Annotated in this window: 23 protein-coding genes; 12 read left to right on the top strand and 11 right to left on the bottom strand. The window is 58.5% G+C overall.

Going from position 1 to position 25,076, the window contains the following annotated elements; translation table 11 throughout:
• Window positions 1-132: 132 nt before the first annotated feature.
• From folK to dksA, 7 genes are all read right to left on the bottom strand, one after another.
• Window positions 133-615 carry a 2-amino-4-hydroxy-6-hydroxymethyldihydropteridine diphosphokinase gene (gene folK, locus AC3IX4_RS24875; protein WP_489257985.1) on the bottom strand — a complete coding sequence of 161 codons (483 nt, stop codon included), beginning with the start codon at window positions 613-615 and terminating at the stop codon, window positions 133-135.
• A complete protein-coding gene (locus AC3IX4_RS24870) occupies window positions 615-2,006 on the bottom strand; it encodes a polynucleotide adenylyltransferase PcnB (protein WP_489257984.1) in 1,392 nt (463 codons plus the stop codon). The genes folK and AC3IX4_RS24870 overlap by 1 nt, the downstream gene beginning before the upstream one ends.
• Window positions 2,007-2,727: 721 nt before the next feature.
• A complete protein-coding gene (locus AC3IX4_RS24865; protein WP_489257983.1) occupies window positions 2,728-4,173 on the bottom strand; it encodes a sigma-54-dependent transcriptional regulator in 1,446 nt (481 codons plus the stop codon).
• Window positions 4,174-4,195: 22 nt separating this feature from the next.
• On the bottom strand, window positions 4,196-7,150 hold the full coding sequence (locus AC3IX4_RS24860; RefSeq protein WP_489257982.1) for a sensor histidine kinase: 2,955 nt from the start codon (window positions 7,148-7,150) through the stop codon (window positions 4,196-4,198).
• Window positions 7,134-7,310 carry a hypothetical protein gene (locus tag AC3IX4_RS24855; RefSeq protein WP_003250005.1) on the bottom strand — a complete coding sequence of 59 codons (177 nt, stop codon included), beginning with the start codon at window positions 7,308-7,310 and terminating at the stop codon, window positions 7,134-7,136. Before AC3IX4_RS24855 ends, AC3IX4_RS24860 begins: the two co-directional genes overlap by 17 nt.
• Window positions 7,311-7,464: 154 nt before the next feature.
• Window positions 7,465-8,352, bottom strand: coding sequence for a tRNA glutamyl-Q(34) synthetase GluQRS (gene gluQRS / locus AC3IX4_RS24850; RefSeq protein ID WP_489257981.1), 888 nt, complete (start codon window positions 8,350-8,352; stop codon window positions 7,465-7,467).
• 60 nt (window positions 8,353-8,412) lie between these two features.
• The gene (gene dksA, locus AC3IX4_RS24845) at window positions 8,413-8,853 is read right to left on the bottom strand and encodes an RNA polymerase-binding protein DksA (protein ID WP_489257980.1); all 441 of its coding nucleotides are present in this window, start codon (window positions 8,851-8,853) and stop codon (window positions 8,413-8,415) included.
• Window positions 8,854-9,075: 222 nt separating this feature from the next.
• On the opposite strand from dksA, the gene AC3IX4_RS24840 reads away from it, so the two are divergent.
• Complete coding sequence (locus AC3IX4_RS24840) at window positions 9,076-10,248, top strand: pyridoxal phosphate-dependent aminotransferase (protein ID WP_489257979.1); 1,173 nt, start codon at window positions 9,076-9,078, stop codon at window positions 10,246-10,248.
• On the top strand, window positions 10,248-10,958 hold the full coding sequence (sfsA, locus tag AC3IX4_RS24835) for a DNA/RNA nuclease SfsA (protein ID WP_489257978.1): 711 nt from the start codon (window positions 10,248-10,250) through the stop codon (window positions 10,956-10,958). Before AC3IX4_RS24840 ends, sfsA begins: the two co-directional genes overlap by 1 nt.
• On the opposite strand, the gene AC3IX4_RS24830 is transcribed toward sfsA, so the two are convergent.
• Window positions 10,944-11,273 (bottom strand): Rieske (2Fe-2S) protein, encoded by a 330-nt coding sequence (locus AC3IX4_RS24830; RefSeq protein ID WP_489257977.1) that lies wholly within the window; start codon window positions 11,271-11,273, stop codon window positions 10,944-10,946. The genes sfsA and AC3IX4_RS24830 overlap by 15 nt on opposite strands.
• A gap of 159 nt (window positions 11,274-11,432) precedes the next feature.
• Between AC3IX4_RS24830 and AC3IX4_RS24825 the strand changes: the two genes are divergently transcribed.
• Genes AC3IX4_RS24825 through AC3IX4_RS24810 form a run of 4 tightly spaced genes read left to right on the top strand, consistent with a single transcriptional unit; the run spans window position 11,433 to window position 15,013 of the window.
• Entirely contained in the window at window positions 11,433-12,314 is an 882-nt protein-coding gene (locus AC3IX4_RS24825) for a heme/hemin ABC transporter substrate-binding protein (RefSeq protein ID WP_489257976.1), read from the top strand.
• 50 nt (window positions 12,315-12,364) lie between these two features.
• Window positions 12,365-13,348, top strand: coding sequence for a FecCD family ABC transporter permease (locus AC3IX4_RS24820; protein WP_489261360.1), 984 nt, complete (start codon window positions 12,365-12,367; stop codon window positions 13,346-13,348).
• Window positions 13,348-14,115 (top strand): heme ABC transporter ATP-binding protein, encoded by a 768-nt coding sequence (locus tag AC3IX4_RS24815; RefSeq protein ID WP_489257975.1) that lies wholly within the window; start codon window positions 13,348-13,350, stop codon window positions 14,113-14,115. The genes AC3IX4_RS24820 and AC3IX4_RS24815 overlap by 1 nt, the downstream gene beginning before the upstream one ends.
• A 10-nt stretch (window positions 14,116-14,125) precedes the next feature.
• Entirely contained in the window at window positions 14,126-15,013 is an 888-nt protein-coding gene (locus AC3IX4_RS24810) for a ChaN family lipoprotein (protein WP_489257974.1), read from the top strand.
• Window positions 15,014-15,205: 192 nt separating this feature from the next.
• On the opposite strand, the gene AC3IX4_RS24805 is transcribed toward AC3IX4_RS24810, so the two are convergent.
• Complete coding sequence (locus AC3IX4_RS24805) at window positions 15,206-15,478, bottom strand: TfoX/Sxy family protein (protein WP_489257973.1); 273 nt, start codon at window positions 15,476-15,478, stop codon at window positions 15,206-15,208.
• A 229-nt stretch (window positions 15,479-15,707) separates the two neighbouring features.
• Window positions 15,708-17,270, bottom strand: coding sequence for a bifunctional aminoglycoside phosphotransferase/ATP-binding protein (locus AC3IX4_RS24800; protein WP_489257972.1), 1,563 nt, complete (start codon window positions 17,268-17,270; stop codon window positions 15,708-15,710).
• Window positions 17,271-17,386: 116 nt separating this feature from the next.
• On the opposite strand from AC3IX4_RS24800, the gene mrcB reads away from it, so the two are divergent.
• From mrcB to AC3IX4_RS24785, 3 genes are read left to right on the top strand one after another with little or no spacing between them, the layout of a single operon-like run.
• The gene (gene mrcB, locus AC3IX4_RS24795; protein ID WP_489257971.1) at window positions 17,387-19,708 is read left to right on the top strand and encodes a penicillin-binding protein 1B; all 2,322 of its coding nucleotides are present in this window, start codon (window positions 17,387-17,389) and stop codon (window positions 19,706-19,708) included.
• 14 nt (window positions 19,709-19,722) lie between these two features.
• Window positions 19,723-20,466, top strand: a complete 744-nt coding sequence (locus AC3IX4_RS24790; protein WP_489257970.1) for a tetratricopeptide repeat protein — start codon at window positions 19,723-19,725, stop codon at window positions 20,464-20,466.
• Window positions 20,466-20,792: a YqcC family protein gene (locus AC3IX4_RS24785; RefSeq protein WP_489257969.1), complete on the top strand. Its 327-nt coding sequence runs from the start codon at window positions 20,466-20,468 to the stop codon at window positions 20,790-20,792. Before AC3IX4_RS24790 ends, AC3IX4_RS24785 begins: the two co-directional genes overlap by 1 nt.
• A gap of 16 nt (window positions 20,793-20,808) precedes the next feature.
• Here AC3IX4_RS24785 and AC3IX4_RS24780 read toward each other — a convergent pair whose 3' ends face one another.
• Window positions 20,809-21,240, bottom strand: a complete 432-nt coding sequence (locus tag AC3IX4_RS24780) for a DUF4124 domain-containing protein (RefSeq protein WP_489257968.1) — start codon at window positions 21,238-21,240, stop codon at window positions 20,809-20,811.
• A 402-nt stretch (window positions 21,241-21,642) separates the two neighbouring features.
• Here AC3IX4_RS24780 and AC3IX4_RS24775 point away from each other — a divergent pair, with 402 nt between their 5' ends.
• The 3 genes from AC3IX4_RS24775 to ilvC are packed head-to-tail and all read left to right on the top strand — an operon-like array spanning window position 21,643 to window position 24,926.
• Window positions 21,643-23,367, top strand: a complete 1,725-nt coding sequence (locus AC3IX4_RS24775) for an acetolactate synthase 3 large subunit (RefSeq protein ID WP_489257967.1) — start codon at window positions 21,643-21,645, stop codon at window positions 23,365-23,367.
• A gap of 2 nt (window positions 23,368-23,369) precedes the next feature.
• A complete protein-coding gene (gene ilvN, locus AC3IX4_RS24770) occupies window positions 23,370-23,861 on the top strand; it encodes an acetolactate synthase small subunit (RefSeq protein ID WP_166571663.1) in 492 nt (163 codons plus the stop codon).
• A 48-nt stretch (window positions 23,862-23,909) separates the two neighbouring features.
• Window positions 23,910-24,926: a ketol-acid reductoisomerase gene (ilvC, locus tag AC3IX4_RS24765; RefSeq protein WP_489257966.1), complete on the top strand. Its 1,017-nt coding sequence runs from the start codon at window positions 23,910-23,912 to the stop codon at window positions 24,924-24,926.
• Window positions 24,927-25,076: the final 150 nt, after the last annotated feature.

The following is a 25,076-nucleotide window of genomic DNA, read 5'->3' as shown; positions in this document are numbered from 1 at the left end:
TCCAGCGCCATTTTGCGCGGTGCGAGCAGCGGGAGGCCTATAGTCGTGAGGAGGGGGCCTGAAGTCAATTACCTGTGTTACTGCATTGTTACCGGTGCGGTGTTACATGCGTTACCGATTTCAATGCAGTATTTACAGGCGCTCTAGACCAACAAATGGGCAATCGGCCAGCATTTCTTGCAGATACCGGCCGTCGGCCAGTTGCAACGTGGCGGGCGCGAGCTCGGCCAAGGGGTAGAGCACGAAGGGACGCAGTTGCATTTGGTAGTGCGGGACCTTCAATCTCGGCTCATCGATCAGTCGATCGCTAAAAAGCAGGATATCGAGGTCCAGTGTCCGAGGGCCCCAGCGCTCCAGGCGCTCACGGCCTTGATCGTTTTCGATTGCCTGCAGGGCGTCGAGCAACTGCAATGGCTCAAGCCCGGTATCCAATGCCGCCACGGCATTGGTGTACCGCGGCTGTCCTGCAAGCAACGAATCGCTGACATAGAACGAGGAAACGCCCGCAAGGTGTGACGATGGCAGCTGTCTCAAGGATTCAAAGGCTGAGCGTAGTTGCTCTGCCGGGTCTGCCAGGTTGCTGCCCAACCCGATATAAGCGCGTTCGCCAATCATCACTCAAACAGGCCCGAATCAGTATCACTGCGTTTGCGTTTGCTGCTGCTACGCCGACGCTTGCGCGGCGCGGTGCCGGTCTCGTCTTTATTGCCCAGCTCGCGAATCATGTCGCGACGCTCGCTGTCGTTGCATTCCTGATACTCGGTCCACCATTGGCCCAGGTCGCCGGTTTCTTCGCCGGCCGATTCGCGCAGCAGCAAAAAGTCATAGCCTGCACGGAAACGCGGATGATCCAGCAAAAGATCGGCGCGCTTGCCACTACGGCGAGGCAGGCGCTCTTGCATGTCCCAGATCTCGCGGATGGGCAGGGTAAAGCGCTTGGGAATGGCGATCCGCTGGCATTGCTCGCTGATCAGCTCGTGAGTGGCTTCCTGCATGGCCGGAATCGGCGGCATGCCACGGCTTTGCAGGCGCAGCGCGCGTTCAGGCAATGCAGGCCACAGCAGGGCGGCAAACAGGAAGGCAGGCGTTACCGGCTTGCCCTGCTTCACGCGCAGATCCGTGCTGATCAATGCTTCGCTGATCAGGGTGTGGGTGTAGGTCGGGTGATCTTCCAACGCTTGGGCGGTGGCAGGGAACAGCGGATCGAACAGTTGCAGGTCAACCAGCATCTCGAACGTGTCGGCGGCATGGCCCGACATAAACAGCTTCAAGACTTCTTCAAACAACCGGGCAGCAGGAATATCGCGTAGCAGCGAGGCCATTGGCTTGATCGGCAGCGTGGTGTGTTTTTCGATGCCAAAATCCAGCTTGGCCGCAAAGCGCACGGCACGCAGCATGCGTACCGGGTCTTCCTGGTAACGCTGTTGCGGGTCGCCTATCAATCGGATCAGGCGATTGCGAATGTCGTGTACGCCATTGGCGTAGTCGAGTATGCGTTCGCTGACGGGGTCGTAGTAAAGGGCGTTGATGGTGAAGTCGCGGCGCTGGGCGTCTTCTTCCAGGGTGCCATAAACGTTATCACGCAGAATGCGTCCGCTTTCGTTGCGGGAAGATTGATGGCTGTTTTCTTCTTCTTCTTCCTGCGGGTGATGGGCGCGGAAGGTGGCCACCTCGATGATTTCACGACCGAAATGGATATGGACCAACTTGAAGCGCCGGCCAATGACACGGGCGTTACGAAACTCGGCCCGTACTTGCTCAGGGGTGGCGCTGGTGGCGACGTCGAAGTCTTTGGGGGTGATACCCAGCAGCGTGTCACGGACGCAGCCGCCTACCAGGTAGGCTTGGTAACCTGCATTTTGCAGGCGTTCGACGATGCTCACCGCATGGCGGCTGAACTGGCCGCGTTGCAGGGAATGTTGGCCGCTATTGAGCACCTCTGGCGTGGTGCGGTGTTGTGCACGACGCACGGGTGTACGGAACGACTGGAACAGCTTCTTCAGCATGGGATGCACTGTTTGAAGGAATGTTCGGCCAATAACGAAGAATGACCGCATGATAGGCGGGGATTCTAGCATTTAGTCGGCGAATGGTGTAGGACGCTGCGAAGGAGGGTGTTGCAGAGGGGGTGGAGCGGGATAGAAACGCAGAAACCACAAGGGGAGCCGAAGCTCCCCAAGAAGTAGTTGCGTGCTCTATTTTTGTTTTTCTTGGGCTTCTTGTTTTTGTTTGAGCGCCCATTCCACAAAGCTTTTGCTTGTGGATGGTCTCCCTAACCGGGAGTCAAGAGCAAACGGATTGCTTTGGTCGCTGTGTTGGTATGATCATTCGATCCAATCAGTGCGGGCACTGCTTTAGCGCAGTTTTTTGTTGTTCTCTGCCTGATCATGGGGCAAGCCCCAAATACAACGCCTCTCCAAAAGAATCAGTTAGCTGCGCCTCCGCCGTGTTGTTTTTATTGTGCGTGAGTCGATTCGTCTTATTTTTATTGTCTTGTTCGTTGCTTGTTATTGTTCTTGTACCAAACATATAGCAGGAGCTGTGCCAACTTTTGCAAATCCTTTAAAAACAATGGTTTGGACGGTTTCAGGGGTGAGCGAAGGGCAAAAAAAAGCCGGGGATTCGTTACCTTTAGCCCCGGCCCTTGTTACGTTCTGCGATGGAGGTAACAGTTTGCAATCAACTGCGCGTGTTGCCCCGTTACCCTGCGCAAGTGGCTGAAACGACTCAGCTTTCGCTGGTTGCCCCGGTCTTGCGCCGCGGGATTCCCAAGCGTTGACGACGTTCCCACAGGCACTTGCGACTCACGCCCAGTTTGCGGGCGAGCTCCGTTTCAGTCATGTGGTCCTGGTGTTCGAGGACGAAATGCTGGAAGTAGTCTTCCAGGGATAGATCCTCGGTAGGGTCGTGGCTGGTGTTATTGCCGCTGGAGCTTTGCGACGGCAGGCTGGCGAAGGCGTCGTCGACGTCTTCCAGATCACCCAGTTCAATGTCGATGCCCAGCAGCTCGGCAGAAATATCCGGGCTTTCGCACAAGATGACAGAGCGCTCGACGGCATTCTCCAGTTCACGCACGTTACCCGGCCAGGAGTAGTGACGAATAGCCTGCTCGGCATCGGGTGCAAAGCGAAGATCAGTACGGCCTACGCGCGCGCTCTGGCGTGCCAGGAAGGCGTTGGCGATCTCGTTGACATCGGCGCCACGTTCACGCAACGCGGGCAGCTTCAGGGCGATCACGTGGAGGCGGTAATAAAGGTCTTCACGGAACTGACCGACCTTGGCCAGGCTTTTCAGGTCCCGGTGGGTGGCAGCGATCAGGCGTACGTCGACTTTTTGCGACTGCACCGAGCCCACCCGGCGAATCTCACCCTCCTGCAGTACCCGCAGCAGGCGCGCCTGGGCTTCAAGCGGCAGTTCACCGATTTCATCGAGAAACAAGGTGCCGCCATCCGCCGCTTCGACCAAGCCTGCACGACCGGCGCTGGCACCGGTAAAGGCGCCTTTTTCATGGCCGAACAGTTCGGACTCGATCAGGGTTTCGGGAATCGCTGCGCAGTTCACTGAAATCATCGGTGCCTTGGCGCGCCGAGAGAGGTTGTGAAGGGCGCGGGCCACCAATTCTTTACCGGTGCCCGATTCGCCCTGAATCAATACATTCGAATCGGTCGGAGCGACTTTACGGATCTTGCCGTACAGGTCTTGCATCGGTGGGCAGGAGCCGATGATGCCAATTTCGCCATTGGCGCTCTCGCTGCCTGCTTTTTCACCCGTGCCATTGGCCTTGCCGTTGCCGCGTTCGGCAGTGGGGGCTGCGGGCATGGATTGGCGGTCACGCAGAATGCGCGCCACAGCTTGCAGCATCTCATCGTGGTCAAAAGGCTTGGCGATGTAATCGACCGCGCCCATTTTCATCGAGTCCACGGCAGAGCGCAGGCTGGCGTAGCTGGTCATGATCAGCACGGGGGTGCCCTGGCCCAACTTGATCAGCTCGGTGCCGGGAGCGCCAGGCAGGCGCAGGTCACTGACGATCAGGTCGAATGTCGGAATGCTGAACCGATCCTGTGCTTCTTGTACCGAGCCCGCTTCGCTGACCTGATACTGGTTGCGTTCGAGCAGCCGGCGCAAGGCTGAACGAATGATGGTTTCGTCTTCGACGATCAGAATATGCGGCATTGATTCAATTCTCTCGACGGTCTCAGTTCACAGCGGACGTCGCTACGACATGGCGGGGCAGGGTCACACGAATGCGGGTGCCACGCTGGCTGTTGATATCGGCCGGGCTGTCGATGGTGATCTGTCCATAATGCTCTTCAACGATGGAATAGACCAGAGCGAGCCCCAGTCCGGTTCCTTCGCCCGGGTCCTTGGTGGTGAAGAACGGTTCGAATAGCCGGTCCATGATGTTTTTCGGAATACCGCTGCCTTCGTCTTCGACGATCAAGTCGACGGTATGTTCGCTTGCCTCGCTTTTGACCCGCACCGCTGAGCCTGCCGGTGATGCATCACGCGCATTGGACAGCAGGTTGATCAGTACTTGGGCCAGGCGCTGTGGATCGCCTTCCACCCAATGATCCGGTTCGCACAAATTGAAGAACTGTACTTCGAAGTTGCGCCGATTCAACGCGAGCAGACCAATGGCATCCTGAGCGACTTCAGCCAGGCAAACGGGCTCGTCATTCTGTTGGTGGCTGCCGGCGTGGGCGAAGCTCATCAGCGACTGGACAATGCGCGAAACGCGCTTGGTCTGTTCGATGATCTGGCTGCTCAGCTCGATGATTTCACCGTCATCTTCTCGTTCTTCACGCAGGTTCTGGGCAAGGCAAGCGATGCCGGTGATCGGGTTACCGATTTCGTGGGCTACACCTGCGGCCAGGCGGCCGATGCTGGCCAGGCGTTCGGAGTGGACGAGTTTGTCTTCCAGCATCTGTGTTTCGGTGAGGTCTTCGACCAGCAATACCAGGCCGCTGTTGCCAGGCGCTAGCGGCTCATCGATGGCCGCTTTGTGCAGATTCAGCCAGCGGGTCTGGCCATCCAGGCCCAGGCGCTGCTTATGCAAGTGTTCATCGGGAACATTGATAAAGCCCAGCAGCAGGCCACGCCATGGTTCGCCAATGGTGGTCAGGCGTGAGCCAACGACATGCTTGGCCGCGATACCGGTCAGCTCCTCCATGGCTTTGTTCCACATCAGGATCTCTTGATCCTTGGCCAGGGAACAAACGCCCATGGGCAGTTCTTGCAGGGTCTGGCGGTGATAGCGACGCAAGGCATCAAGCTCGGCAGCCAGGCCGGTCAAGCGCGAGTGATAGTCTTCAAGGCGGCTTTCGATAAAGTGGATGTCTTCGGTGACATAGTTGTCGCTGCCGGACTTGTACGGCAAGAAAGTCTCGACCATGTCCTGGGCAACGCTGGGGCCCATCAAGCCGGACAGGTTGGCTTCGATACGGTCTCGCAGGCGGCGCAGCGCATAGGGGCGGCGCTCGTCGAAGGGCAGGTACAAGTCGCGTAGCGCTTGCTCCACTTCTTTCTGTGCGGCCTTGGCACCCAGGGGTTTGGCCAGTTGAGTGGCAAATTCCTGCGGCGAGGCAGCATGCAGTTCACGGCGTTGAGGTCGGCGCACGTTATCCACGGCACAGGCTTCGGCGGCACTGACTTCCTCGGGGCTTGCATCGCTGAACAGCGAAATCAAGGTAAACAACAGGACGTTGGCTGCCAGGGAGGCGATGGCCGCCATGTGCCAGCTGGTGTCGTCGAGCACGTAGATCATGTTCAGCAACGGGATATAGAAGCCCTGCAGATTGCCTACCAAGGGCAATAGCATGGTGATCATCCAGACCGTGATCCCTGCCAGCAGGCCGGCAATGAAGCCGCGACGATTGGCGGTCGGCCAATACAGGACCGACAGTACGCCAGGCAAAAACTGTAGGGTTGCCACGAAGGCGACGATGCCGAGGTTGGCCAGGTCCTGCTGGGCGCCCAGCAGCAGGTAGAAGCCGTAACCCGCCATGATAATGGCGACGATCAGCGCTCGGCGTGTCCATTTCAGCCAGCGATAGATATTGCCTTCTGCCGGTGGCTGGTAGAGCGGTAGTACCAGATGGTTAAGCGCCATGCCAGACAAGGCCAGGGTCGTCACGATGATCAGGCCGCTGGCGGCAGACAGGCCACCTACGTAAGCCAGCAAGGCCAGTGACTTGCTGTTGGCGGCAATACCCAGGCCCAGGGTGAAGTACTCGGGGCTGGTAGTGGCGCCCAGGCGCAGGCCGGCCCAGAGAATCAGCGGTACGGCCAGGCTCATCAGCAGCAGAAACAGGGGCAGGCCCCAACTGGCGCTGACCAGCGAGCGCGGGTTGAGGTTTTCGGTAAAGGTCATGTGATACATGTGCGGCATCACGATCGCCGAGGCGAAGAACACCAACAACAGGGTGCGCCAGGGGCCTTCCTGCAGCGGGGTGTGCAGCGCCGCCAAGGCGGTCTGGTTCTGTAGCAGCCAGAGTTCCAGTTGATGCGGACCGTCGAAAACTCCATACAGGGCATAAAGGCCAATGCCGCCCAGGGCCAGCAGTTTGATGACTGATTCGAACGCTATGGCGAACACCAGGCCCTCATGCTTCTCGCGCGTGGCGATATGGCGCGAGCCGAAGAAGATGGTGAACAAGGTAATCAGTGCACAGAAGCTTAGCGCCACCCGGTGTTGTACCGGCTCTCGGGTCAGAATGCTGATGGAGTCGGCCACCGCCTGGATTTGCAGGGCCAGCAGCGGCAGCACCCCAATCAACATGAAGACGGTGGTCAGGGCGCCGGCCCATGTGCTTCGAAAGCGGAAGGCGATCAGGTCTGCCAGGGAGGAAAGCTGGTAGGTCCGGGTGATCTTGAGAATGGGATATAAAAGCACCGGCGCCAGCAGGAACGCGCCAGATACCCCCAGGTAGCAGGCCAGAAAGCCATAGCCATACTGGTAAGCCAAGCCAACTGTGCCATAGAAAGCCCAGGCACTGGCGTAGACCCCCAGCGACAGGGTGTAGGTCAGGGGGTGGCGAATGATCGCCCGCGGGATCATTCCCCGTTCGCTGATCCAGGCCACGCCGAACAGCACCAGCAAGTAGGCGGCGCTGATCAGGATCATCTGGGTCAGGCTAAAGCTCATCGGCATCACGTTGGCTCTGCAGGATAAAGGTCACGACGATCAGAATCAGCCAGAGCAGGTAGGGGCGGTACCAGGCGCCTGTCGGCTCGATCCACCAATCCATGATGGCGGGAGAGAACAGGTATATCCCCACTACCAGGAGCAGGACCAATCGATAGATATACATACTGGCCTCGTGGTTAAAACCGCTGCGTGCTTCGACTTATTATTGTGCGTATGGGCAAAAAAGGTGCGGCGATGGTAACGGATGGCAGTCGGACTGCAAACGGACTTTGGCCGATTGTCGCAAAGAACTGATAAATCAGGGTTTTGTGCTGCCCTCAGTGCAAGTCAGCTTCAGCCAGTGTCAGGCTGCGACTGATCGCCCCGGCATTCCAGCGCGGTGTTGCCCAGCGCAGGATTTCAGCAGGTGTTGCGAGCTCAAGCCCGGGCTCGGAGGGTTGCCCCAGTGCTCGCAGGGCCCGGAGCAACAGGGCTGAGGCTTCATGCGGTTGCAGCGGTGGTGAACGGTAAGACTTGCCGAGTTTGTGGCCATCCGGTTGCACGATCAGCGGAACGTGCAGATAGCGCGGTTGGGCAAACCCCAGCAGTTCCTGCAAATACAGCTGGCGTGGCGTTGAGTCGAGCAAGTCAGCGCCGCGAACGATATCGGTAATGCCCTGCCAGGCGTCGTCCAGTACGACAGCCAGTTGGTAGGCATACAGGCCATCGCGACGACGAATCACAAAATCGCCGCAATCCTTGCCCAGGTGCTGCTCGAAGCGACCCTGGACACGGTCGACGAAATGGTAAGTCAGCTCAGGGACTCGCAACCGAATGGCAGCGTCTTCCTGAGTGTGGCAAGCGTTGCGGCAATAGCCTGGGTATATACCGTGGCTGTTTTCCAGTTGCTTGCGCGAACAGGTACAGGCGTACGCCAGCCCTTGCCTGAACAATCGATCGATAACTTCGGCATAGGCGTCATGGCGCTGGCTTTGATAGACGATTTCGCCATCCCATTCCAGGCCATATTGCTCAAGCGTGTGCAGGATGGCAGCTTGGGCGCCCGGCGCTTCACGTGGAGGGTCAAGGTCTTCCATGCGCACTAGCCAGCGCCCGCCCGCGGCACGGGCGTCCAGCCAGGAGGCAAGCGCTGCCACCAACGAGCCGAAATGCAGGAAACCACTGGGAGTCGGCGCGAAGCGGCCGGTATAGGCGGGGGCGTTCATCACAAGAGATACACAAAAGCACAAATGAAATGGGGCGCCGCAGCGCCCCATCGGGACAGGTCATTTACCGACCTGTTTCTCCTTGATCTCGGCCAAGGATTTGCAATCGACGCACATATCAGCGGTTGGACGGGCTTCCAAGCGCTTGACGCCGATTTCGATGCCACAGCTTTCGCACCAGCCGTACTCTTCGTCTTGAATGAGCTGTAAGGTCTTGTCGATTTTCTTGATCAGTTTGCGTTCGCGATCACGGGCGCGAAGTTCAAGGGCAAACTCTTCCTCCTGGCTGGCACGATCTGCCGGGTCCGGGAAATTTGCGGCTTCATCCTTCATGTGGTCCACGGTTCTGTCGACTTCAGTCATCAGTTCCTGTTTCCACTTGTTCAGGATCTTGGTGAAGTGCTCGCGCATGGGCGCGCCCATGTACTCTTCACCTTTCGAAACAACGTATGGAGTGAAGCCGGAGACAGATGGGTTGCTGTTTTTTTCTTTGGTGGACATGAATGACCGCCTCTCACTTTACTGATCCATTGCGCAGGATGCTCCCTCTCCGACACCCGTCGGCCCTGCGACTGCAAGCCGCCGAACTTACCAGATCGAATCAGGGTGCGCTACTCCTGGTGATCGGTGCCTGCCGATTGACCTTGGACCTTGGTCTAGCTCGCCCGTTCACTGTGATCGTTCGGTAGAATGTTAAGTTTACACCCAATTGAAGGAGGGCTCATGGCCCAGCCCTACAGTGCGCGTAGCCGCGCCATCGAGCCCTTTCATGTCATGGCCCTGCTGGCGCGTGCCAACGAGTTGCAGGCGGCCGGGCATGATGTGATCCACCTTGAGGTCGGGGAGCCGGATTTCACCACCGCGCCACCTATTATCGCCGCAGGCCAGGCAGCGCTGGCCAGCGGGCAAACCCGTTACACCGCTGCGCGTGGCCTGCCGGCCCTGCGCCAGGCGATATCGGGTTTCTACCAACAGCGCTACGGCCTCTCGATCGACCCTGAGCGCATTCTCATCACGCCGGGCGGTTCGGGGGCTTTGTTACTGGCCACCAGCTTGCTGGTCGATCCAGGTAAACACTGGCTGCTGGCGGACCCTGGCTATCCGTGCAATCGCCATTTCCTGCGGTTGGTCGAAGGTGCGGCGCAACTGGTACCCGTGGGGCCTGACGTGCGTTATCAACTCACGGCTGATCTGGTGGAGCGCTACTGGGATCAGGACACCGTCGGTGCGTTGGTCGCATCGCCTGCCAACCCGACGGGGACCTTGTTGTCACGCGAGGAGCTGGCCAGCTTGTCCCGGGCGATCAACGCTCGGAACGGCCATCTGGTCGTGGACGAGATTTACCATGGCCTGACCTACGGCACAGATGCCGCCAGCGTGCTTGAAGTCGACGACAACGCCTTTGTGCTGAATAGTTTTTCAAAGTACTTCGGCATGACCGGATGGCGCCTGGGCTGGCTGGTGGCACCGCCACAAGCCGTCCCGGAACTTGAGAAGCTTGCGCAGAATCTCTACATCAGTGCGCCGAGCATGGCCCAGCATGCCGCATTGGCCTGCTTCGAGCCGGCCACTCTGGAAATTCTCGAAGAGCGGCGTACTGAATTCGGACGACGCCGGGACTTTTTGCTGCCGGCCTTGCGGGCGCTGGGGTTCGGTATCGCCGTGGAACCCGAGGGGGCGTTCTATCTGTACGCCGATATCAGCCAGTTCGGCGGTGATGCCTATGCGTTCTGCCGACACTTTCTTGAAACCGAGCATGTGGCGTTTACCCCAGGGCTGGATTTTGGTCGCAACCAGGCCGGCCATCATGTTCGATTTGCTTACACTCAAAGCCTGCCGCGGCTGCAGGAAGCGGTTGACCGGATTGCCCGTGGCCTGCGGAGTTGGCAAGGCTGATGCTGTTTCCTCTCCTTGAAGAAGCCCGCTTGTTGCGGCGCTATAAACGGTTTCTGGCTGATATTGAGCTGCCCAGTGGTGAACAGCTGACCATTCATTGCCCTAATACGGGCTCGATGTTCAATTGCATGCGTGAGGGAGGGAAGATCTGGTTCAGCCGCTCCAATGACCCCAAGCGCAAGTTGCCCGGCACCTGGGAAATCAGCGAAACCCCACAAGGGCGCCTGGCCTGCGTGAATACGGGCCGGGCCAATGCAGTGGTCGAGGAAGCCTTGCGCCAAGGCCGGATCCCGGAGCTCGCAGGCTTTACGGCGCTCAAGCGGGAGGTAGCCTACGGCGAGGAGGGCAGTCGCGTGGATTTTCGCCTGGACTACCCGGCAGGGCCAGCCTACGTCGAAGTCAAAAGTGTAACGCTGGGGTTTGATCAAACGGCTGTGGCCGCCTTTCCCGATGCCGTGACCCAGCGCGGTGCCAAGCATTTGCGCGAGTTGGCAGCACTGGCCAGGCAAGGCGTACGTGCAGTGCAGCTGTATTGCGTGAACCTCACCGGTGTCGAGGCTGTCCGCCCGGCGAGTGAAATTGATCCGGCCTACACCCAGGCGTTACTCAGTGCCGTAGCCGACGGCGTCGAGGTGTTGGCCTATGCCGTGCATTTGGACGCCAGGCAGATCCATATCGATCGCAAGCTTGCGGTATTACTCGATCTTTGACGTATCGAGCCAGATACCCTGGCTGTCTTCCCGGCAGCTCAGTGCCGTTAAACGTTCGCTCTCGCACGGGCCGGCGACACACTCTCCTGACTCCACCAAAAACAATGCGCCATGCCTGGCGCATTGGATCAGGCTGGCGCTGTCATCCAGGAAACGGTCAGGCTGCCATTCCAGAGACACCCCGCGATGGGGGCAGCGATTGCGATAGGCATAGACGATACCGTGGCGTCGAACCAACAGCAGGTTCAGGTCACGCCATTGAAACCCGCGGCTTTGTGCTTCGCCTAGCACGTCAGATCGGCAGAGAAAGTGCATCGTCATTAATCCGTCTAGATACCGAGCGCGCTTGACGCCCAAATGCTAACAATTATCAAATAGCCCGCCTTGGCTCCATCGAGCGATTTATAGCCTTTGTCGGCTATCTTGAACACCGCCCGTTAGTGACTCATCTCCCCCCTGAAGGAAGCCCGACCCATGCACCTGAGCGCGAGCACCCTAGCTTTGAGCCTTGCCCTGCTGTTTAACGCAAGCGTGCAGGCTGAAACCTTGCCGTCGCGCTGGGTGAGCGCCGGGGGTGCCTTGACTGAGTGGGTCGCTGAGTTGGGCGGCGAGGCCAAATTGGTAGGCGTCGATACCACCAGCCAGCATCCCGAAAAACTCAGCACATTGCCCAGTATCGGCTATCAACGGCAGTTATCCGCAGAAGGAGTATTAAGTCTGCGCCCGGACATCCTGGTGGGGACCGACGAAATGGGGCCGCCCCCCGTACTGGCGCAAATTCAAGGTGCGGGTGTAAAGATTGAACGATTCTCCAGTGAAGCCAGTCTGGAGGCATTGCGTACCAATTTACAGCACCTGGGAGCGCTGTTGGGCGACGAAGGTCGGGCAAGCAGGCGCTTTGATGAGTACCGGCAACAATTGAGTGTATTGAAGCAACAGGTTGATCTGGCACAAACCAAAGCGAAGGCGCCAGGTGTTCTCCTGCTGCTTGGGCATGCGGGTTCCAAGCCCATGGTAGCTGGGGTGGGCACTGCAGCCGATTGGCTATTGACCCAAGCGGGCGGGCGCAACTTGGCGACCAGCAGTGGGTACAAGAATTTCTCCCTTGAGGCGCTTGCCGCACTCAACCCGGATGTCATTGTATTTGCCGATCGCACCCTCACAGGCGACGCTGCCAGGGCGGCGCTGCTCAAGGAAAACCCGGCGCTGGTGTCTACCCGGGCGTTGCAAGAAGGTCGCCTGATTGAATTGGACCCAACCTTGCTGGTCGGCGGGCTTGGGCCGCGCCTACCGCAAAGTCTCAAAGCGCTGACGGCTGCGTTTTACCCGACTGCCGCACTCAAGACCGCGCCATGAACCGGCTGGTCAAGCCACGCTCATTGTTTATCGGCCTGGGCGTGTTGTGCTTGTTCGCGATCTGGTTATCACTGGCGTTAGGCCCGGTTAGCCTGCCGCTGATGGACACTGTGCGAGTGACACTTCGACTGCTGGGATTCCCCGTCGAGGGTGCAGGCCTTGAGCAGGCCGAGTTGATTCTGGGGCAAATTCGCATGCCTCGAACGCTGCTTGGATTGGCCGTGGGGGCGGTGCTGGCCTTGTCCGGGGTGGCCATGCAGGGGTTATTCCGTAATCCTTTGGCTGATCCGGGCCTGGTCGGTGTGTCCAGTGGCGCGGCCTTGGGCGCTGCCGTGGCGATCGTCGGTGGCGCGTGGTTTGGCGGGATCAACGACGCTTTTGCGCCCTACCTGCTATCACTGTGTGCGTTTCTGGGTGGCCTGGGCGTGACGGCGCTGGTGTATCGGCTAGGGCGACGTGATGGCCAGACCAGCGTTGCAACGATGTTATTGGCCGGTATTGCCCTGACGGCGTTGGCCGGGTCTGCAGTGGGGCTGTTTACCTACCTGGCTGACGATGCGACATTGCGCACGCTCACCTTTTGGAACTTGGGCAGCCTCAACGGCGCGAGTTACCAACGGCTGTGGCCGCTGGTGTTGATTGCTGTCGCGGTTGCCCTGTGGTTGCCGCGTCGCGCGCAAGCGCTCAATGCAATGTTGCTCGGTGAGTCGGAAGCGCGTCACCTGGGCATTGAAGTGGAAGCACTCAAGCGCGAACTGGTCTTCTGTACGGCGCTGGGCGTGGGGGCAGCGGTGGCGGCGGCGGGGTTGATTGGTTTTATCGGTCTGGTGGTGCCGCATCTGGTTCGCTTGCTGTCTGGGCCAGACCATCGGGTGTTGTTACCGGCTTCGGTGCTGGCAGGTGCCTCGTTACTGCTGTTTGCTGACCTGATTGCGCGGCTGGCGCTGGCACCCGCGGAATTGCCGATCGGGATTGTTACCGCGTTTATTGGCGCCCCGTTCTTTTTGTTTCTTCTGGTCAGAGGGCGTCCGTGATGCTGTGTGCTGAACAATTGCAGGTCGTTCGCGGCAGCACGACGGTGCTCAGCGATATTACCTTGGCGCTCCAGCCGGGGCAGGTCATGGGCGTGCTCGGCCCCAATGGCGCAGGCAAGAGCACCTTGTTGGGGGCTTTGTGTGGGGAGTTGCACGCGCATCAGGGACGCGTGCTGCTCGAGGGTCGAAACTTGAGCGACTGGCCAGCCAGTGAGCGGGCCCAGCGCCTGGCAGTGCTGCCGCAAAGTTCGACCCTGGGCTTTGCCTTCAAGGTTGAGGAGGTGGTTGGCATGGGCCGCTTGCCCCATCGCACCGGGCAGGTGCGTGATGGTGAAATTGTCGACGCAGCGCTGCAGGCCGCTGATATCACTCATCTGGTGGGGCGCAACTACCTGGCGTTGTCCGGGGGCGAGCGCCAGCGTGTTCACCTCGCTCGCGTGCTGGCGCAACTATGGCCGGGTGATGAGAAACGCACCTTGCTGCTCGATGAGCCCACGTCGATGCTTGACCCGCTGCATCAACACACCACCTTGAATACGGTGCGTGAGTTCGCCAATCGTGGCGCGGCAGTGCTCGTCATCCTGCACGACCTAAACCTTGCAGCGCGCTATTGCGATCGGATATTGCTGCTGGAGGCTGGCCGTGCCCGTGCACTGGACACACCTGAGCACGTGCTACAGCCTGACTCACTCAAGGCAGTTTTCGGGCTCGACGTCTTGGTGCAGCCGCACCCGGAGCGCGGTCATCCGCTGATCATTGCCCGCTAGGGAGCGACCTATGTTCAGACTGATTCAAGTCTTGGCGTTATCGGTACTGGTCACCGGCTGCCAGGCACAAGCGCCTCTACCGTCGTGGCAAAGCCCTGAAGGGCGGGAGCATGCGGATCTGGGGAAGGTCGAGGACCTTGCCAGCGGGCAGGCGATGACGCCTGGGCAATTGATCGAACGCTTGTCCGCTGCGCCCTGGGTATTGGTCGGCGAACAACACGACAACCCGGACCATCATGCCTTGCAGCTCTGGTTGCTCAAGGCGCTGGAGCAACGACGGCCGCAAGGCAGCCTGCTGATGGAGATGCTCACGCCCTCGCAACAGGCCAATGTGGATGAAGCCAAGCAAGCAGGTAGCTTCAAGAAGCCGAACGATCTTCCCGTTGCTCTGGATTGGCAGGAAGGGTGGGATTGGGCGATGTACGGCCCCATCGTCCAAGAGGCCTTGACCCAACCGTATCCGCTGGTGGCTGCGAACTTGGATGACAGCGAAATCCGACAGATTTTCAAGAATCCACCAACGCTTGAGGGCGTGAATTCAACAGCCAAGCCGGTCAGGCAGGCGCTGTTGGAACAGATTCGCCAATCACATTGCGGACTGCTGCCTGAGGCGCACATGCCTGCAATGTTGGCTGTGCAGCAGCAACGAGACCGGCGTATCGCGCAGCGCGTCGTATCAGCCCCAAAACCTACGATGCTGCTGGCAGGTGGGTATCACGTGCGCAAGGATATGGGAGTACCCACTCATTTACTCGACCTGGCGGCAGATGAGGGTGGGTTGGTCTTGATGCTCGCCCAGGTTGGCGGTGAGAAGGTTACGTCGAAAATGGCGGACTTTGTCTGGTACACGGCCGCGCTGCCGGATCAGGACTACTGCGCCTCGATGCGTAAAAGGTAACGAGTGCATTTCTGGCGGGCAAAAAAAGACCCGGCAAAACTGCCGGGTCAAAAACCGTGATTAGCCTGATGAGGAGATAATCTGAGAGTCCGAACCAAGGTCTTTCAGATATCGACCAGTCTCGCGACCAGTTGTGATAATCATAACGATTATCATTTAGAAGTCAATGCGTATTTTCTGCTTCTTCTCCAATCAGTTTTTCTGCCGTGAGGAGAGGGCGTCGAGTTGCTTGTTGAGGGCTTCCTTGCGCTCGGGGGGGATATCATTCCAATGCACATCGAGCAGCGCGCCTTCGATGGCATACAACAGCACCTTTGAGGCTCGGAACCCCCGGGTCCGCACGGCTCGATAGGCGTCCACCGCGCCCAGGCGCCGCAAGTCCGATGCGCTATGAATGCCGGCAGCATGTAGCCATTGCGCGGAAGTCTTGCCGAGATTTTTCAGGTGCTGAAGTTCATCGTTCATCAAGCCTCCTTGCGACGCCTGAACTCATGGGGATGCTCGTTTGTGGATAAGTCTTTGAGCAGTGTAGCGGCAGTTCGAAAATACGCGGCGAAATGCCATCTGGACGGACGATGAACTGTAATTCCAGGCTCGCGGCAGCGGGGTAACCGGCCCCCATTTACTCAGTATTGCACTGAAGCGGGGCCGGACCTCGGGCGGGAATCGACGAATGATTCACGCCTTTTTACGTTTACAGGCCTGGCAGGCGTTGTCGGATCTGCTTGACCAGTTCGTCCAGGCTACCGCTGGCGTTGGTTTCCACTCGCTTCACGTGCAGCAATTCGTCGGCGTGCAGGGCTTCTCGACCCGCTTGTTGCGCAGCAATCACTTCAAGGGTGGCGTCGGAAGGGTCTACTGCATCGCTCTGGCGCTGTTTCAGCCAGCTTTCAATGACCGCCTGTGGTGCGTTGCAATCCAGGATCAGGAAAGGCACGCCGGTGGTTTCAGCCACTGCAGCGGCAGCCTGTCGTTGATCGTGTTTCAGGTAAGTCGCATCAATCACGACTGGGAAACCCGCACGCAGGACCTTATCGCTGATTTCGTGCAGACGCTTGTAGGTGGCTTCGCTGGCATCGGCGTTGTAGATACCCTCATGCAACTGGCCCTTGGCTTGAGCGGGCTGTTCTGCGAACAGGCGCTTGCGCTCGACATCGGAGCGCAGGCGGATGGCGCCCAGGGCTTCCACCAGGCGCATGGCCACATGGCTCTTGCCGACGGCTGATACACCATGGGTGATGGCCAGGAAGCGAGACGGGATGGCGCTATAGCTTTCGGCCAGCGTGGCATAGTTGCGGTACTGGCGCAGAGTGGTGGCGCGCTGTACACCCGTGGCATCGGCGGGCATGCTGAACAGGGCCACCTTGGCGCGCACCAGCGCACGATAGGCCTTGTAGAAGTTCAGCAGCTCCAGGCCCTGATAGTCCCCGGTCAGCTCCAGGTACTGACTGACAAAGCGTCGAGCCAGGCATTTAAGATCGCGATCTTCAAGGTCCATGGCCAGGAACGCAACGTCGGCGTAAACATCGGTGAAGCGGAACGGCTCGTTGAATTCGATGCAATCGAAAATCACGACCTGGCCATCGATGATCGTGGCATTGCCCAAGTGAATGTCACCATGGCATTCGCGGATAAAGCCCTGCGCCTTGCGCTCTACCAACAGTGTTTCCAGGCGCTGGAAGCTGCTGCGGGCCCAGGCTTGCAGCGCATCGAGTTGTTGCAGGTCAGCCTTGTCGGTCAAAAATGGCCGAATCTGCTCGAAGTTTTGTTCGACCGGCGCCATGACGGCTTGCGGCGTACCTTGTTCATGGGACTGTGGGACTTGAGGTGCATCGAGGTGGAAGCGGGCAATCTGGGTCGCCATTTGGTCGATATGACCACCATTGAGCTCACCATTGGCCTGCAGCGTGCTCAACAATTGGCTCTGAGGGAACTGGCGCATTTGCAGGACGTATTCGATGGCCTGCCCTTCGCCGCCCAGCACGGGGGCGTCGACACTGCCGGTGATCGGCAGCACCTGCAGGTAAAGGTCATGGGTCAGGCGCTGGTTCAGGCGCAGCTCTTCTTTGCAAAAGTGCTCGCGTTTCGCCAGATCGGTGAAGTCGAGAAAGCCGAAATTGACGGGCTTTTTGATTTTGTACACGTAGGTGCCGGTGAGCAGCACCCAGGAAATGTGCGTCTCAATGACCTGGAACCCTTCGACGGGATGCGGGAAGAGGGCCGGGTTTTGCAGGGCAGCGATCAGGGCTTGGCTCACGGATGATCCTTCAGGGACAAGTGATACGAGGCGGCCATTATGGCTGCTCGATTGATCTGTGCAAACCGCTGGAGGGCGTCTGTCGACGACCAATAAAGTGCGTATAATCCGCCGCCATGACTCGTACTCAATCCCCCCGTACCCCCAAAAAACGCCCCTCTGGCGGTCTGCGCACCTGGTTAGGCTGGGCTTTGAAGCTAAGCCTTGTCGGGCTTGTCGTGCTGGCCGGCTTTGCGGTTTACCTCGACGCCGTGGTGCAGGAGAAGTTCTCCGGCAAGCGCTGGACCATTCCTGCCAAGGTTTATGCCCGGCCTCTTGAGCTGTTCGTCGGACAAAAGCTGAGCAAGACCGATTTTTTGACCGAGCTCGATGCGCTGGGCTATCGCCGCGAAAGCGTGGCGGGTGGCCCGGGGGCCGCCGCGGTGAACGGCAACACGGTCGATCTCAATACCCGTGGCTTCCAGTTCTATGAGGGGATGGAGCCGGCACAGTCCGTTCGCGTGCGTTTTTCCGGTGATTATGTTGCCGCAATGAGCTCGCCGGCCGGGGCCAAGTTGGACGTGGTACGCATGGAGCCGTTGCTGATCGGCGGCCTGTACCCGAAAAATCTCGAAGATCGAATCCTGATCAAGATCGATCAGGTGCCACCGTTTTTGCTTGATACCCTGGTGGCCGTCGAAGACCGCGACTTCTATCACCACCTCGGTGTATCGCCCAAGTCGATCGCGCGCGCCTTCTGGGTCAACGCTTCCTCGGGGCATATGCGCCAGGGCGGCAGTACGCTGACACAACAGTTGGTCAAGAACTTCTACTTGACCAGCGAGCGTAGCCTCAGCCGCAAACTGACAGAAGCCATGATGGCCATGTTGCTCGAGTTGCATTACGACAAGAGCGAAATCCTTGAAGCCTATTTGAACGAAGTGTTTATTGGGCAGGATGGTCAGCGCGCCGTGCACGGCTTCGGTCTTGCCAGCCAGTTCTTCTTCAGCCAGCCGCTGTCCGAGTTGAAGCTGCATCAAGTGGCTCTGTTGGTGGGGATGGTCAAGGGGCCTTCCTCCTACAACCCGCGGCGCAATCCAGAACGCGCCCTCGAACGGCGTAACCTGGTGCTTGATCTTCTGGCCGAGCAGGGGGTTGCAACGCCCGCCGAAGTGGCCGCCGCCAAGGCAAAACCACTGGGCGTCACCAAGCGTGGCAGCCTTGCCGACAGCTCCTTTCCTGGGTTTCTGGACCTGGTCAAACGTCAGTTGCGCCAAGACTATCGCGATGAGGACTTGACTGAAGAAGGCCTGCGAATCTTTACCAGCTTCGACCCGATCCTGCAGATGAAATCGGAAGCCGCCCTTAGCGAGACCTTCAAGCGCTTGGGCACTCGAAAAGGCGCCGACGATGTCGAGGCGGCAATGGTTGTGACCAACCCGGAAACAGGGGAGGTTCAAGCGCTGATCGGCAGTCGCCAGGCGGGTTATGCAGGTTTCAACCGTGCAATTGATGCTGTGCGGCCGATCGGCTCGTTGATCAAGCCTGCGGTGTATCTGACGGCTCTGGAAAAGCCTAGCCAGTACACGCTCACCAGTTGGGTCCAGGATGAACCCTTCTCGGTCAAAGGGGCCGATGGGCAAGTCTGGAAGCCACAGAACTATGATCGCCGCGCTCACGGCACGGTTTTCCTGTATCAGGGGCTGGCGCATTCCTACAACCTTTCGACTGCCAAGCTGGGTCTTGAATTGGGCGTGCCGAATGTACTCAAGACGCTTGGCCGTTTGGGTGTAACGCGTGAGTGGCCGGCATTCCCGTCCATGTTGCTGGGGGCTGGCGGGTTGTCACCGATGGAAGTGGCAACCATGTATCAGACGCTCGCCAACGGCGGGTTTACCACTCCGATGCGCGGTATTCGCAGTGTGTTGACGGCAGAAGGCGAACCGCTCAAGCGTTACCCGTTCCAGATTCAGCAGCGTTTTGATCCAGGTTCTATTTATCTGGTGCAAAGCGCCATGCAGCGGGTCATGCGCGAAGGTACGGGCGCCTCGGTTTACAATGTCTTACCCAGGTCGCTAAACCTGGCAGGCAAGACCGGCACCAGTAACGATTCGCGTGACAGCTGGTTCGCAGGTTTTAGCCAGGACTTGCTTGCGGTTGTTTGGCTCGGACGAGACGATAACGGTAAAACACCGTTTACCGGCGCCAGCGGCGCCCTGCAGGTATGGACCAGTTTCATGCGCAAGGCCGATCCGCTGCCGCTGGACATGCCGATGCCGGACAACGTGGTTAAGGCCTGGATAGATGCCTACAGCGGGCAAGGGTCGGATGCCAGTTGCCCGAATGCTGTACAGATGCCGTATATTCGCGGCAGCGAGCCTGCGCCGGGACCCGCCTGCGGTGGTGAAACGACGCCTGCCGAGTCCGTCATGGACTGGGTCAAGGGCTGGATGAATTAAGAGAAGAGGCTGTGATGAACAAGTGGTTGTTTCCTGCTTTGACTGCACTGGCACTGCTTAACGGTTGTGCCAGCGTGCAGCGTGGTTCAATTCCCGTCGTCGACTCGGGTAGTCGTGTATCCAACAGCGAGCGTATCCAGGCAAACCGTGGCGTTGCCAATCGTCCTTCGAACGGCAGCGCTCAAGCGCGCGCCGTTCCTCAGGATTCGGGCGTGACCGTGATGGTGCCGCAAGGCGCAGGTTCGACGCCGATCCAGACATTTCCTGCTTCCACCGCAGCGGCTCCGATAAGCACAGGTCCGATCTATAGCGCGCCAATCAATACGGCTCCGATCAACACGGGCAGCTACTCGGCGCCCGTGACAGCGGCAAGCGTCAGTGCGCCAACCGGTATTCCACGAAATAACACGGGCGGCCTGTCGGCTGATGAGCAATTGGACGGCCCGGTATTGGCATTGCTCACGACCGCGCAGAAGCAGCAGGGCACAGGGGACCTGAATGGAGCGTCATCAAGCCTTGAGCGCGCTCAGCGCATAGCCCCGCGCGAGCCTCAAGTGTTGTACCGCCTGGCCCAGGTTCGACTGGCCCAAGGTGATCCCCAGCAGGCTGAGCAATTTGCTCGTCGTGCGTTGAGCTATGCCAACGGTCGCCCGGATCTGCAGGCAAGCTTGTGGAATACCATTGCCCAGGCGCGGGAGAAACAGGGTGACTCTGCTGGCGCAGCGTTGGCGCGTCAAAAAGCGCAGGCCAGCCTGTGATGGATGCACGTTTTCCTGCGCTCGCCGACCACTTGCTGCTGATTGAGGCTGAACTGCGTGTGCAGGGGTGGTGGCAGGACGTCCCCCCTGATGCCAAGGCACTGGCCAGCGTTGAGCCGTTTGCCGTCGATACGCTAGCGTTCGAGCAGTGGCTGCAGTGGATTTTCCTGCCGCGTATGAAGAACATTCTTGAGCAGGATCTGCCTTTACCCCGTGCGTCCGGGATTCTTGAGATGGCCGAGATGACCTACCGCGACTCACCAAAAAGCCAAGGCCTGAAGCGACTGCTCAAGCAATTCGACGAATTGATTACTCAGGCGAACTGAAGTTTCGCAGTCAAGGCTACTGACAGTTCTTTGTGATCGCTTGCTGTGTCTCTGAAATTCTCGCCTGTCGGTCCTCCTCCGACAGGCGACGAACGCCTCCTTCGACGGTTTCCCGAACCCTGGGGTTGATTTTCAACTGCGCCAGATTGGTACGCATGTCTTTGCAGTACTCATCGAGTTTTGCTTGCTCTGCCTGGACTTGTGCGCGGACCTTGTCATCAATGGCGCGTTGCTGCTCTGCGCCCGAGTTACCGGCAGTTGCGCGAGGGGCGGGGTTGCCTGGCCTGGGCGCTGCCGGGGCGTCCAATTGCACGGCATCCTGCCCTTGTGACGGCTGAGCATCAAAATGGGTAACGCCTTGCGCATCGACCCACTTGTACACCTGTGCGGCCATGGCCGATGAGCTCAATGCCAGTATCCAACAGGTGGACAACACCAGAGCACGCATGTGAGATCCTTTCAAAGTCAGCAGGCTCTGAAACTACCATAGCGCAGTTCAGGCAAACGTTTTTTTCCGCTAAGCTGCGCTTCTGATTGAAGAAAGCGTGAATCATGACTTGACTTGCGCAGGTCTAATCACAACAATCCGAAGTCCGCTGTAGAGGGACTGCCAGAAGCAGACCCACTCAGCAGATCATGAGGCGCACACCCGCGCCGACTTGTAACACCCGCAACGCGTTACCTCGCGCTGGGTGGGAAATCCCCGCAAACACTTTGGGGCACTCCCAATACTTGCTCAGTTCAGTGCTGGCGCAGTCGGTAAATTACCGTCGCTCATGCTCTGCTGGCAGTAAACCTATTAAGACCCGTCTCCAGTGGACGGTATTCTGGCGTTTTAGAGGTGAACAACGTGGAGCTTTTATCTGGCGCTGAGATGGTCGTCCGCTTTTTGCGTGACGAAGGCGTTAAGCACATCTATGGGTACCCTGGCGGTGCTCTTCTTCATGTATACGATGCTTTGTTCAAAGAACCGGAAGTCTGTCACATTCTGGTTCGTCATGAGCAAGCTGCTACCCATATGGCCGACGGTTACGCCCGTGCCACTGGCAAGGCGGGCGTCGTTCTGGTGACTTCGGGACCAGGCGCGACCAATGCCATTACCGGTATTGCGACGGCCTACATGGACTCGATCCCCATGGTTATCCTGTCTGGCCAGGTCCCTAGTACCATGGTTGGCACCGATGCATTCCAGGAAACCGACATGATCGGTATCTCCCGGCCGATCGTGAAGCACAGTTTCATGATCAAGCATCCTTCGGAAATCCCGGAGGTCATGAAAAAAGCCTTCTATCTCGCACAATCCGGCCGCCCTGGTCCGGTTGTGGTCGATATCCCGAAGGATATGACCAACCCCGCCGAGAAGTTCGAATACGTCTACCCGAAAAAGGTCAAGCTGCGCTCTTACAGCCCTGCCGTTCGTGGCCACTCCGGCCAGATCCGCAAGGCTGCCGAAATGCTGCTGGCGGCCAAGCGTCCGGTGCTGTACGCCGGTGGTGGTGTCATCCTCGGTGGTGGTTCGGCTGCACTGACCGAACTGGCTCAGATGCTGAACGTGCCCGTCACCAACACGCTGATGGGGCTGGGTTCCTACCCGGGCACCGATCGTCAGTTCGTCGGTATGCTGGGTATGCACGGCAGCTACACCGCCAACCTCACGATGCACAATGCTGATGTGATCATGGCAATTGGCGCGCGTTTCGACGATCGCGTCATCAACGGCGCGGCCAAATTTTGTCCAAACGCCAAGATTATCCATATCGATATCGACCCTGCATCGATCTCCAAGACCATCAAGGCCGATGTGCCAATCGTTGGTCCGGTCGACAGCGTCCTGACCGAAATGGTTGCGACCCTCAAGGAAATTGGCGAGCAGCCTGACAAGGCGGCTATCGATGCCTGGTGGAAGCAGATCGACGAATGGCGCGGTGATCGTGACCTGTTCCCTTACGAGAAGGGCGATGGCAGCGTCATCAAGCCTCAAACCGTGATCGAAACCCTGTGCGAAGTGACCAAGGGCGATGCCTTTGTCACCTCCGACGTGGGCCAGCACCAGATGTTCGCGGCGCAGTACTATCGCTTCAACAAGCCTAACCGCTGGATCAACTCCGGTGGCCTGGGCACCATGGGCTTCGGTTTCCCGGCGGCCATGGGTGTGAAGCTGAACTTCCCGGATCAGGACGTTGCCTGCGTTACGGGTGAAGGCAGCATCCAGATGAACATCCAGGAATTGTCGACTTGCCTTCAGTACGACTTGCCGGTCAAGATCGTCAACCTGAATAACGGCGTGTTGGGTATGGTTCGCCAGTGGCAGGATATGTCCTACAACAGCCGTCACTCGCACTCGTACATGGAATCGCTGCCTGACTTCGTCAAGCTGGCCGAGGCCTATGGCCATGTGGGTATCCGCATCACCAGCCTCAAGGACCTGAAGCCGAAACTGGAAGAAGCCTTCGCCATGAAGGATCGTCTGGTGTTCATCGATATCCAGGTTGATAACAGCGAGCACGTCTACCCGATGCAAATCAAAGACGGCTCCATGCGCGACATGTGGTTGAGCAAGACGGAGCGTACCTAATCATGCGGCACATTATTTCCCTGCTGTTGGAAAACGAACCAGGTGCCTTGTCCCGCGTGGTCGGCCTGTTTTCGCAGCGCAACTACAACATCGAAAGCCTGACCGTGGCCCCTACCGAAGACCCGACACTGTCGCGTCTGACGTTGACCACTGTCGGTCACGATGAGGTGATCGAACAGATCACCAAGAACCTGAACAAGCTGATCGAAGTGGTCAAGCTGGTGGACCTGTCTGAAAGCGCGCACATTGAACGCGAGCTGATGCTGGTCAAGGTCAAGGCAACTGGCGCCCAGCGGGCCGAGATCAAGCGCACCACCGATATCTATCGGGGCCAGATCGTCGACGTCAGCAGCAGTGTCTACACCGTTCAATTGACCGGTACGAGCGACAAACTGGACAGCTTCATTCAGTCCATCGGCACGGCAGCCATTCTTGAAACAGTACGCAGCGGCGTCACCGGCATTGCCCGTGGCGACAAAGTACTGAGCATCTAAACCAAATTAGCGAATGGCCTGATAGGCCAGGAAAAACAGGGGTATTTCATGAAAGTTTATTACGATAAAGACTGCGACCTTTCGATCATCCAGGGCAAAAAAGTTGCCATCATCGGTTACGGCTCCCAGGGTCACGCGCAAGCATGCAACCTGAAAGACTCCGGTGTTGATGTCACTGTCGGTCTGCGTAAAGGTTCGGCGACCGTTGCCAAGGCAGAAGCTCACGGCCTGAAAGTGGCTGACGTGGCAACTGCGGTAGCCGCTGCTGACCTGGTCATGATCCTGACCCCGGATGAATTCCAGTCCCAGCTGTACAAGAACGAAGTCGAGCCGAACATCAAGCAGGGCGCTACCCTGGCTTTCTCCCACGGCTTCGCGATCCACTACAACCAGGTTGTTCCTCGCGCTGACCTCGACGTGATCATGATCGCGCCGAAGGCTCCAGGCCACACCGTGCGTTCCGAGTTCGTCAAGGGCGGCGGTATTCCTGACCTGATCGCTATCTACCAGGACGCTTCGGGCAACGCCAAGAACGTCGCACTGTCGTACGCTGCGGGCGTTGGCGGTGGTCGTACCGGCATCATCGAAACCACCTTCAAGGACGAAACCGAAACCGACCTGTTCGGCGAACAAGCCGTTCTGTGCGGCGGTACCGTTGAACTGGTCAAGGCCGGTTTCGAAACCCTGGTTGAAGCTGGCTACGCGCCAGAAATGGCCTACTTCGAATGCCTGCACGAACTGAAGCTGATCGTTGACCTCATGTACGAAGGCGGTATCGCCAACATGAACTACTCGATCTCCAACAACGCCGAATACGGCGAGTACGTGACCGGCCCTGAAGTCATCAACGCCGAATCCCGTCAGGCCATGCGCAACGCTCTGAAGCGCATCCAGGACGGCGAATACGCCAAGATGTTCATCAGCGAAGGCGCCACTGGCTACCCATCGATGACCGCCAAGCGTCGTAACAACGCCGCTCACGGCATCGAAATCATCGGCGAGCAACTGCGCTCGATGATGCCTTGGATCTCGGCGAACAAAATCGTCGACAAGGCCAAGAACTAATCTTGACTTGATGCGATGAAAACGCGGCTTCGGCCGCGTTTTTTCATTTTAGGGGGCAGCTTCTGGTATAAAGCCATATCGTTATGGTCTGACGCCGAACCCTCGTCGCAGACATGTCAAAATTTTTCCAAACAGTTGCAAGGTAAAGTC

The sequence above is a fragment of the Pseudomonas sp. KH_021 genome, from assembly GCF_057838865.1.
This window is presented reverse-complemented; position numbering and strand designations above follow the sequence as displayed.

What these genes read in the sequence shown, in the direction of transcription:
- folK (WP_489257985.1), bottom strand. Translation starts at nt 615, where the DNA reads ATGATTGGCGAACGCGCTTATATCGGGTTGGGCAGCAACCTGGCAGAC.
- ilvN (WP_166571663.1), top strand. Translation starts at nt 23,370, where the DNA reads ATGCGGCACATTATTTCCCTGCTGTTGGAAAACGAACCAGGTGCCTTG.
- AC3IX4_RS24855 (WP_003250005.1), bottom strand. Translation starts at nt 7,310, where the DNA reads ATGTATATCTATCGATTGGTCCTGCTCCTGGTAGTGGGGATATACCTG.
- gluQRS (WP_489257981.1), bottom strand. Translation starts at nt 8,352, where the DNA reads ATGAACGCCCCCGCCTATACCGGCCGCTTCGCGCCGACTCCCAGTGGT.
- dksA (WP_489257980.1), bottom strand. Translation starts at nt 8,853, where the DNA reads ATGTCCACCAAAGAAAAAAACAGCAACCCATCTGTCTCCGGCTTCACT.
- AC3IX4_RS24805 (WP_489257973.1), bottom strand. Translation starts at nt 15,478, where the DNA reads ATGAACGATGAACTTCAGCACCTGAAAAATCTCGGCAAGACTTCCGCG.
- AC3IX4_RS24860 (WP_489257982.1), bottom strand. Translation starts at nt 7,150, where the DNA reads ATGCCGATGAGCTTTAGCCTGACCCAGATGATCCTGATCAGCGCCGCC.
- AC3IX4_RS24865 (WP_489257983.1), bottom strand. Translation starts at nt 4,173, where the DNA reads ATGCCGCATATTCTGATCGTCGAAGACGAAACCATCATTCGTTCAGCC.
- AC3IX4_RS24840 (WP_489257979.1), top strand. Translation starts at nt 9,076, where the DNA reads ATGGCCCAGCCCTACAGTGCGCGTAGCCGCGCCATCGAGCCCTTTCAT.
- AC3IX4_RS24790 (WP_489257970.1), top strand. Translation starts at nt 19,723, where the DNA reads ATGAACAAGTGGTTGTTTCCTGCTTTGACTGCACTGGCACTGCTTAAC.
- AC3IX4_RS24785 (WP_489257969.1), top strand. Translation starts at nt 20,466, where the DNA reads ATGGATGCACGTTTTCCTGCGCTCGCCGACCACTTGCTGCTGATTGAG.
- AC3IX4_RS24830 (WP_489257977.1), bottom strand. Translation starts at nt 11,273, where the DNA reads ATGCACTTTCTCTGCCGATCTGACGTGCTAGGCGAAGCACAAAGCCGC.
- AC3IX4_RS24825 (WP_489257976.1), top strand. Translation starts at nt 11,433, where the DNA reads ATGCACCTGAGCGCGAGCACCCTAGCTTTGAGCCTTGCCCTGCTGTTT.
- AC3IX4_RS24780 (WP_489257968.1), bottom strand. Translation starts at nt 21,240, where the DNA reads ATGCGTGCTCTGGTGTTGTCCACCTGTTGGATACTGGCATTGAGCTCA.
- ilvC (WP_489257966.1), top strand. Translation starts at nt 23,910, where the DNA reads ATGAAAGTTTATTACGATAAAGACTGCGACCTTTCGATCATCCAGGGC.
- AC3IX4_RS24815 (WP_489257975.1), top strand. Translation starts at nt 13,348, where the DNA reads ATGCTGTGTGCTGAACAATTGCAGGTCGTTCGCGGCAGCACGACGGTG.
- AC3IX4_RS24810 (WP_489257974.1), top strand. Translation starts at nt 14,126, where the DNA reads ATGTTCAGACTGATTCAAGTCTTGGCGTTATCGGTACTGGTCACCGGC.
- sfsA (WP_489257978.1), top strand. Translation starts at nt 10,248, where the DNA reads ATGCTGTTTCCTCTCCTTGAAGAAGCCCGCTTGTTGCGGCGCTATAAA.
- AC3IX4_RS24870 (WP_489257984.1), bottom strand. Translation starts at nt 2,006, where the DNA reads ATGCTGAAGAAGCTGTTCCAGTCGTTCCGTACACCCGTGCGTCGTGCA.
- mrcB (WP_489257971.1), top strand. Translation starts at nt 17,387, where the DNA reads ATGACTCGTACTCAATCCCCCCGTACCCCCAAAAAACGCCCCTCTGGC.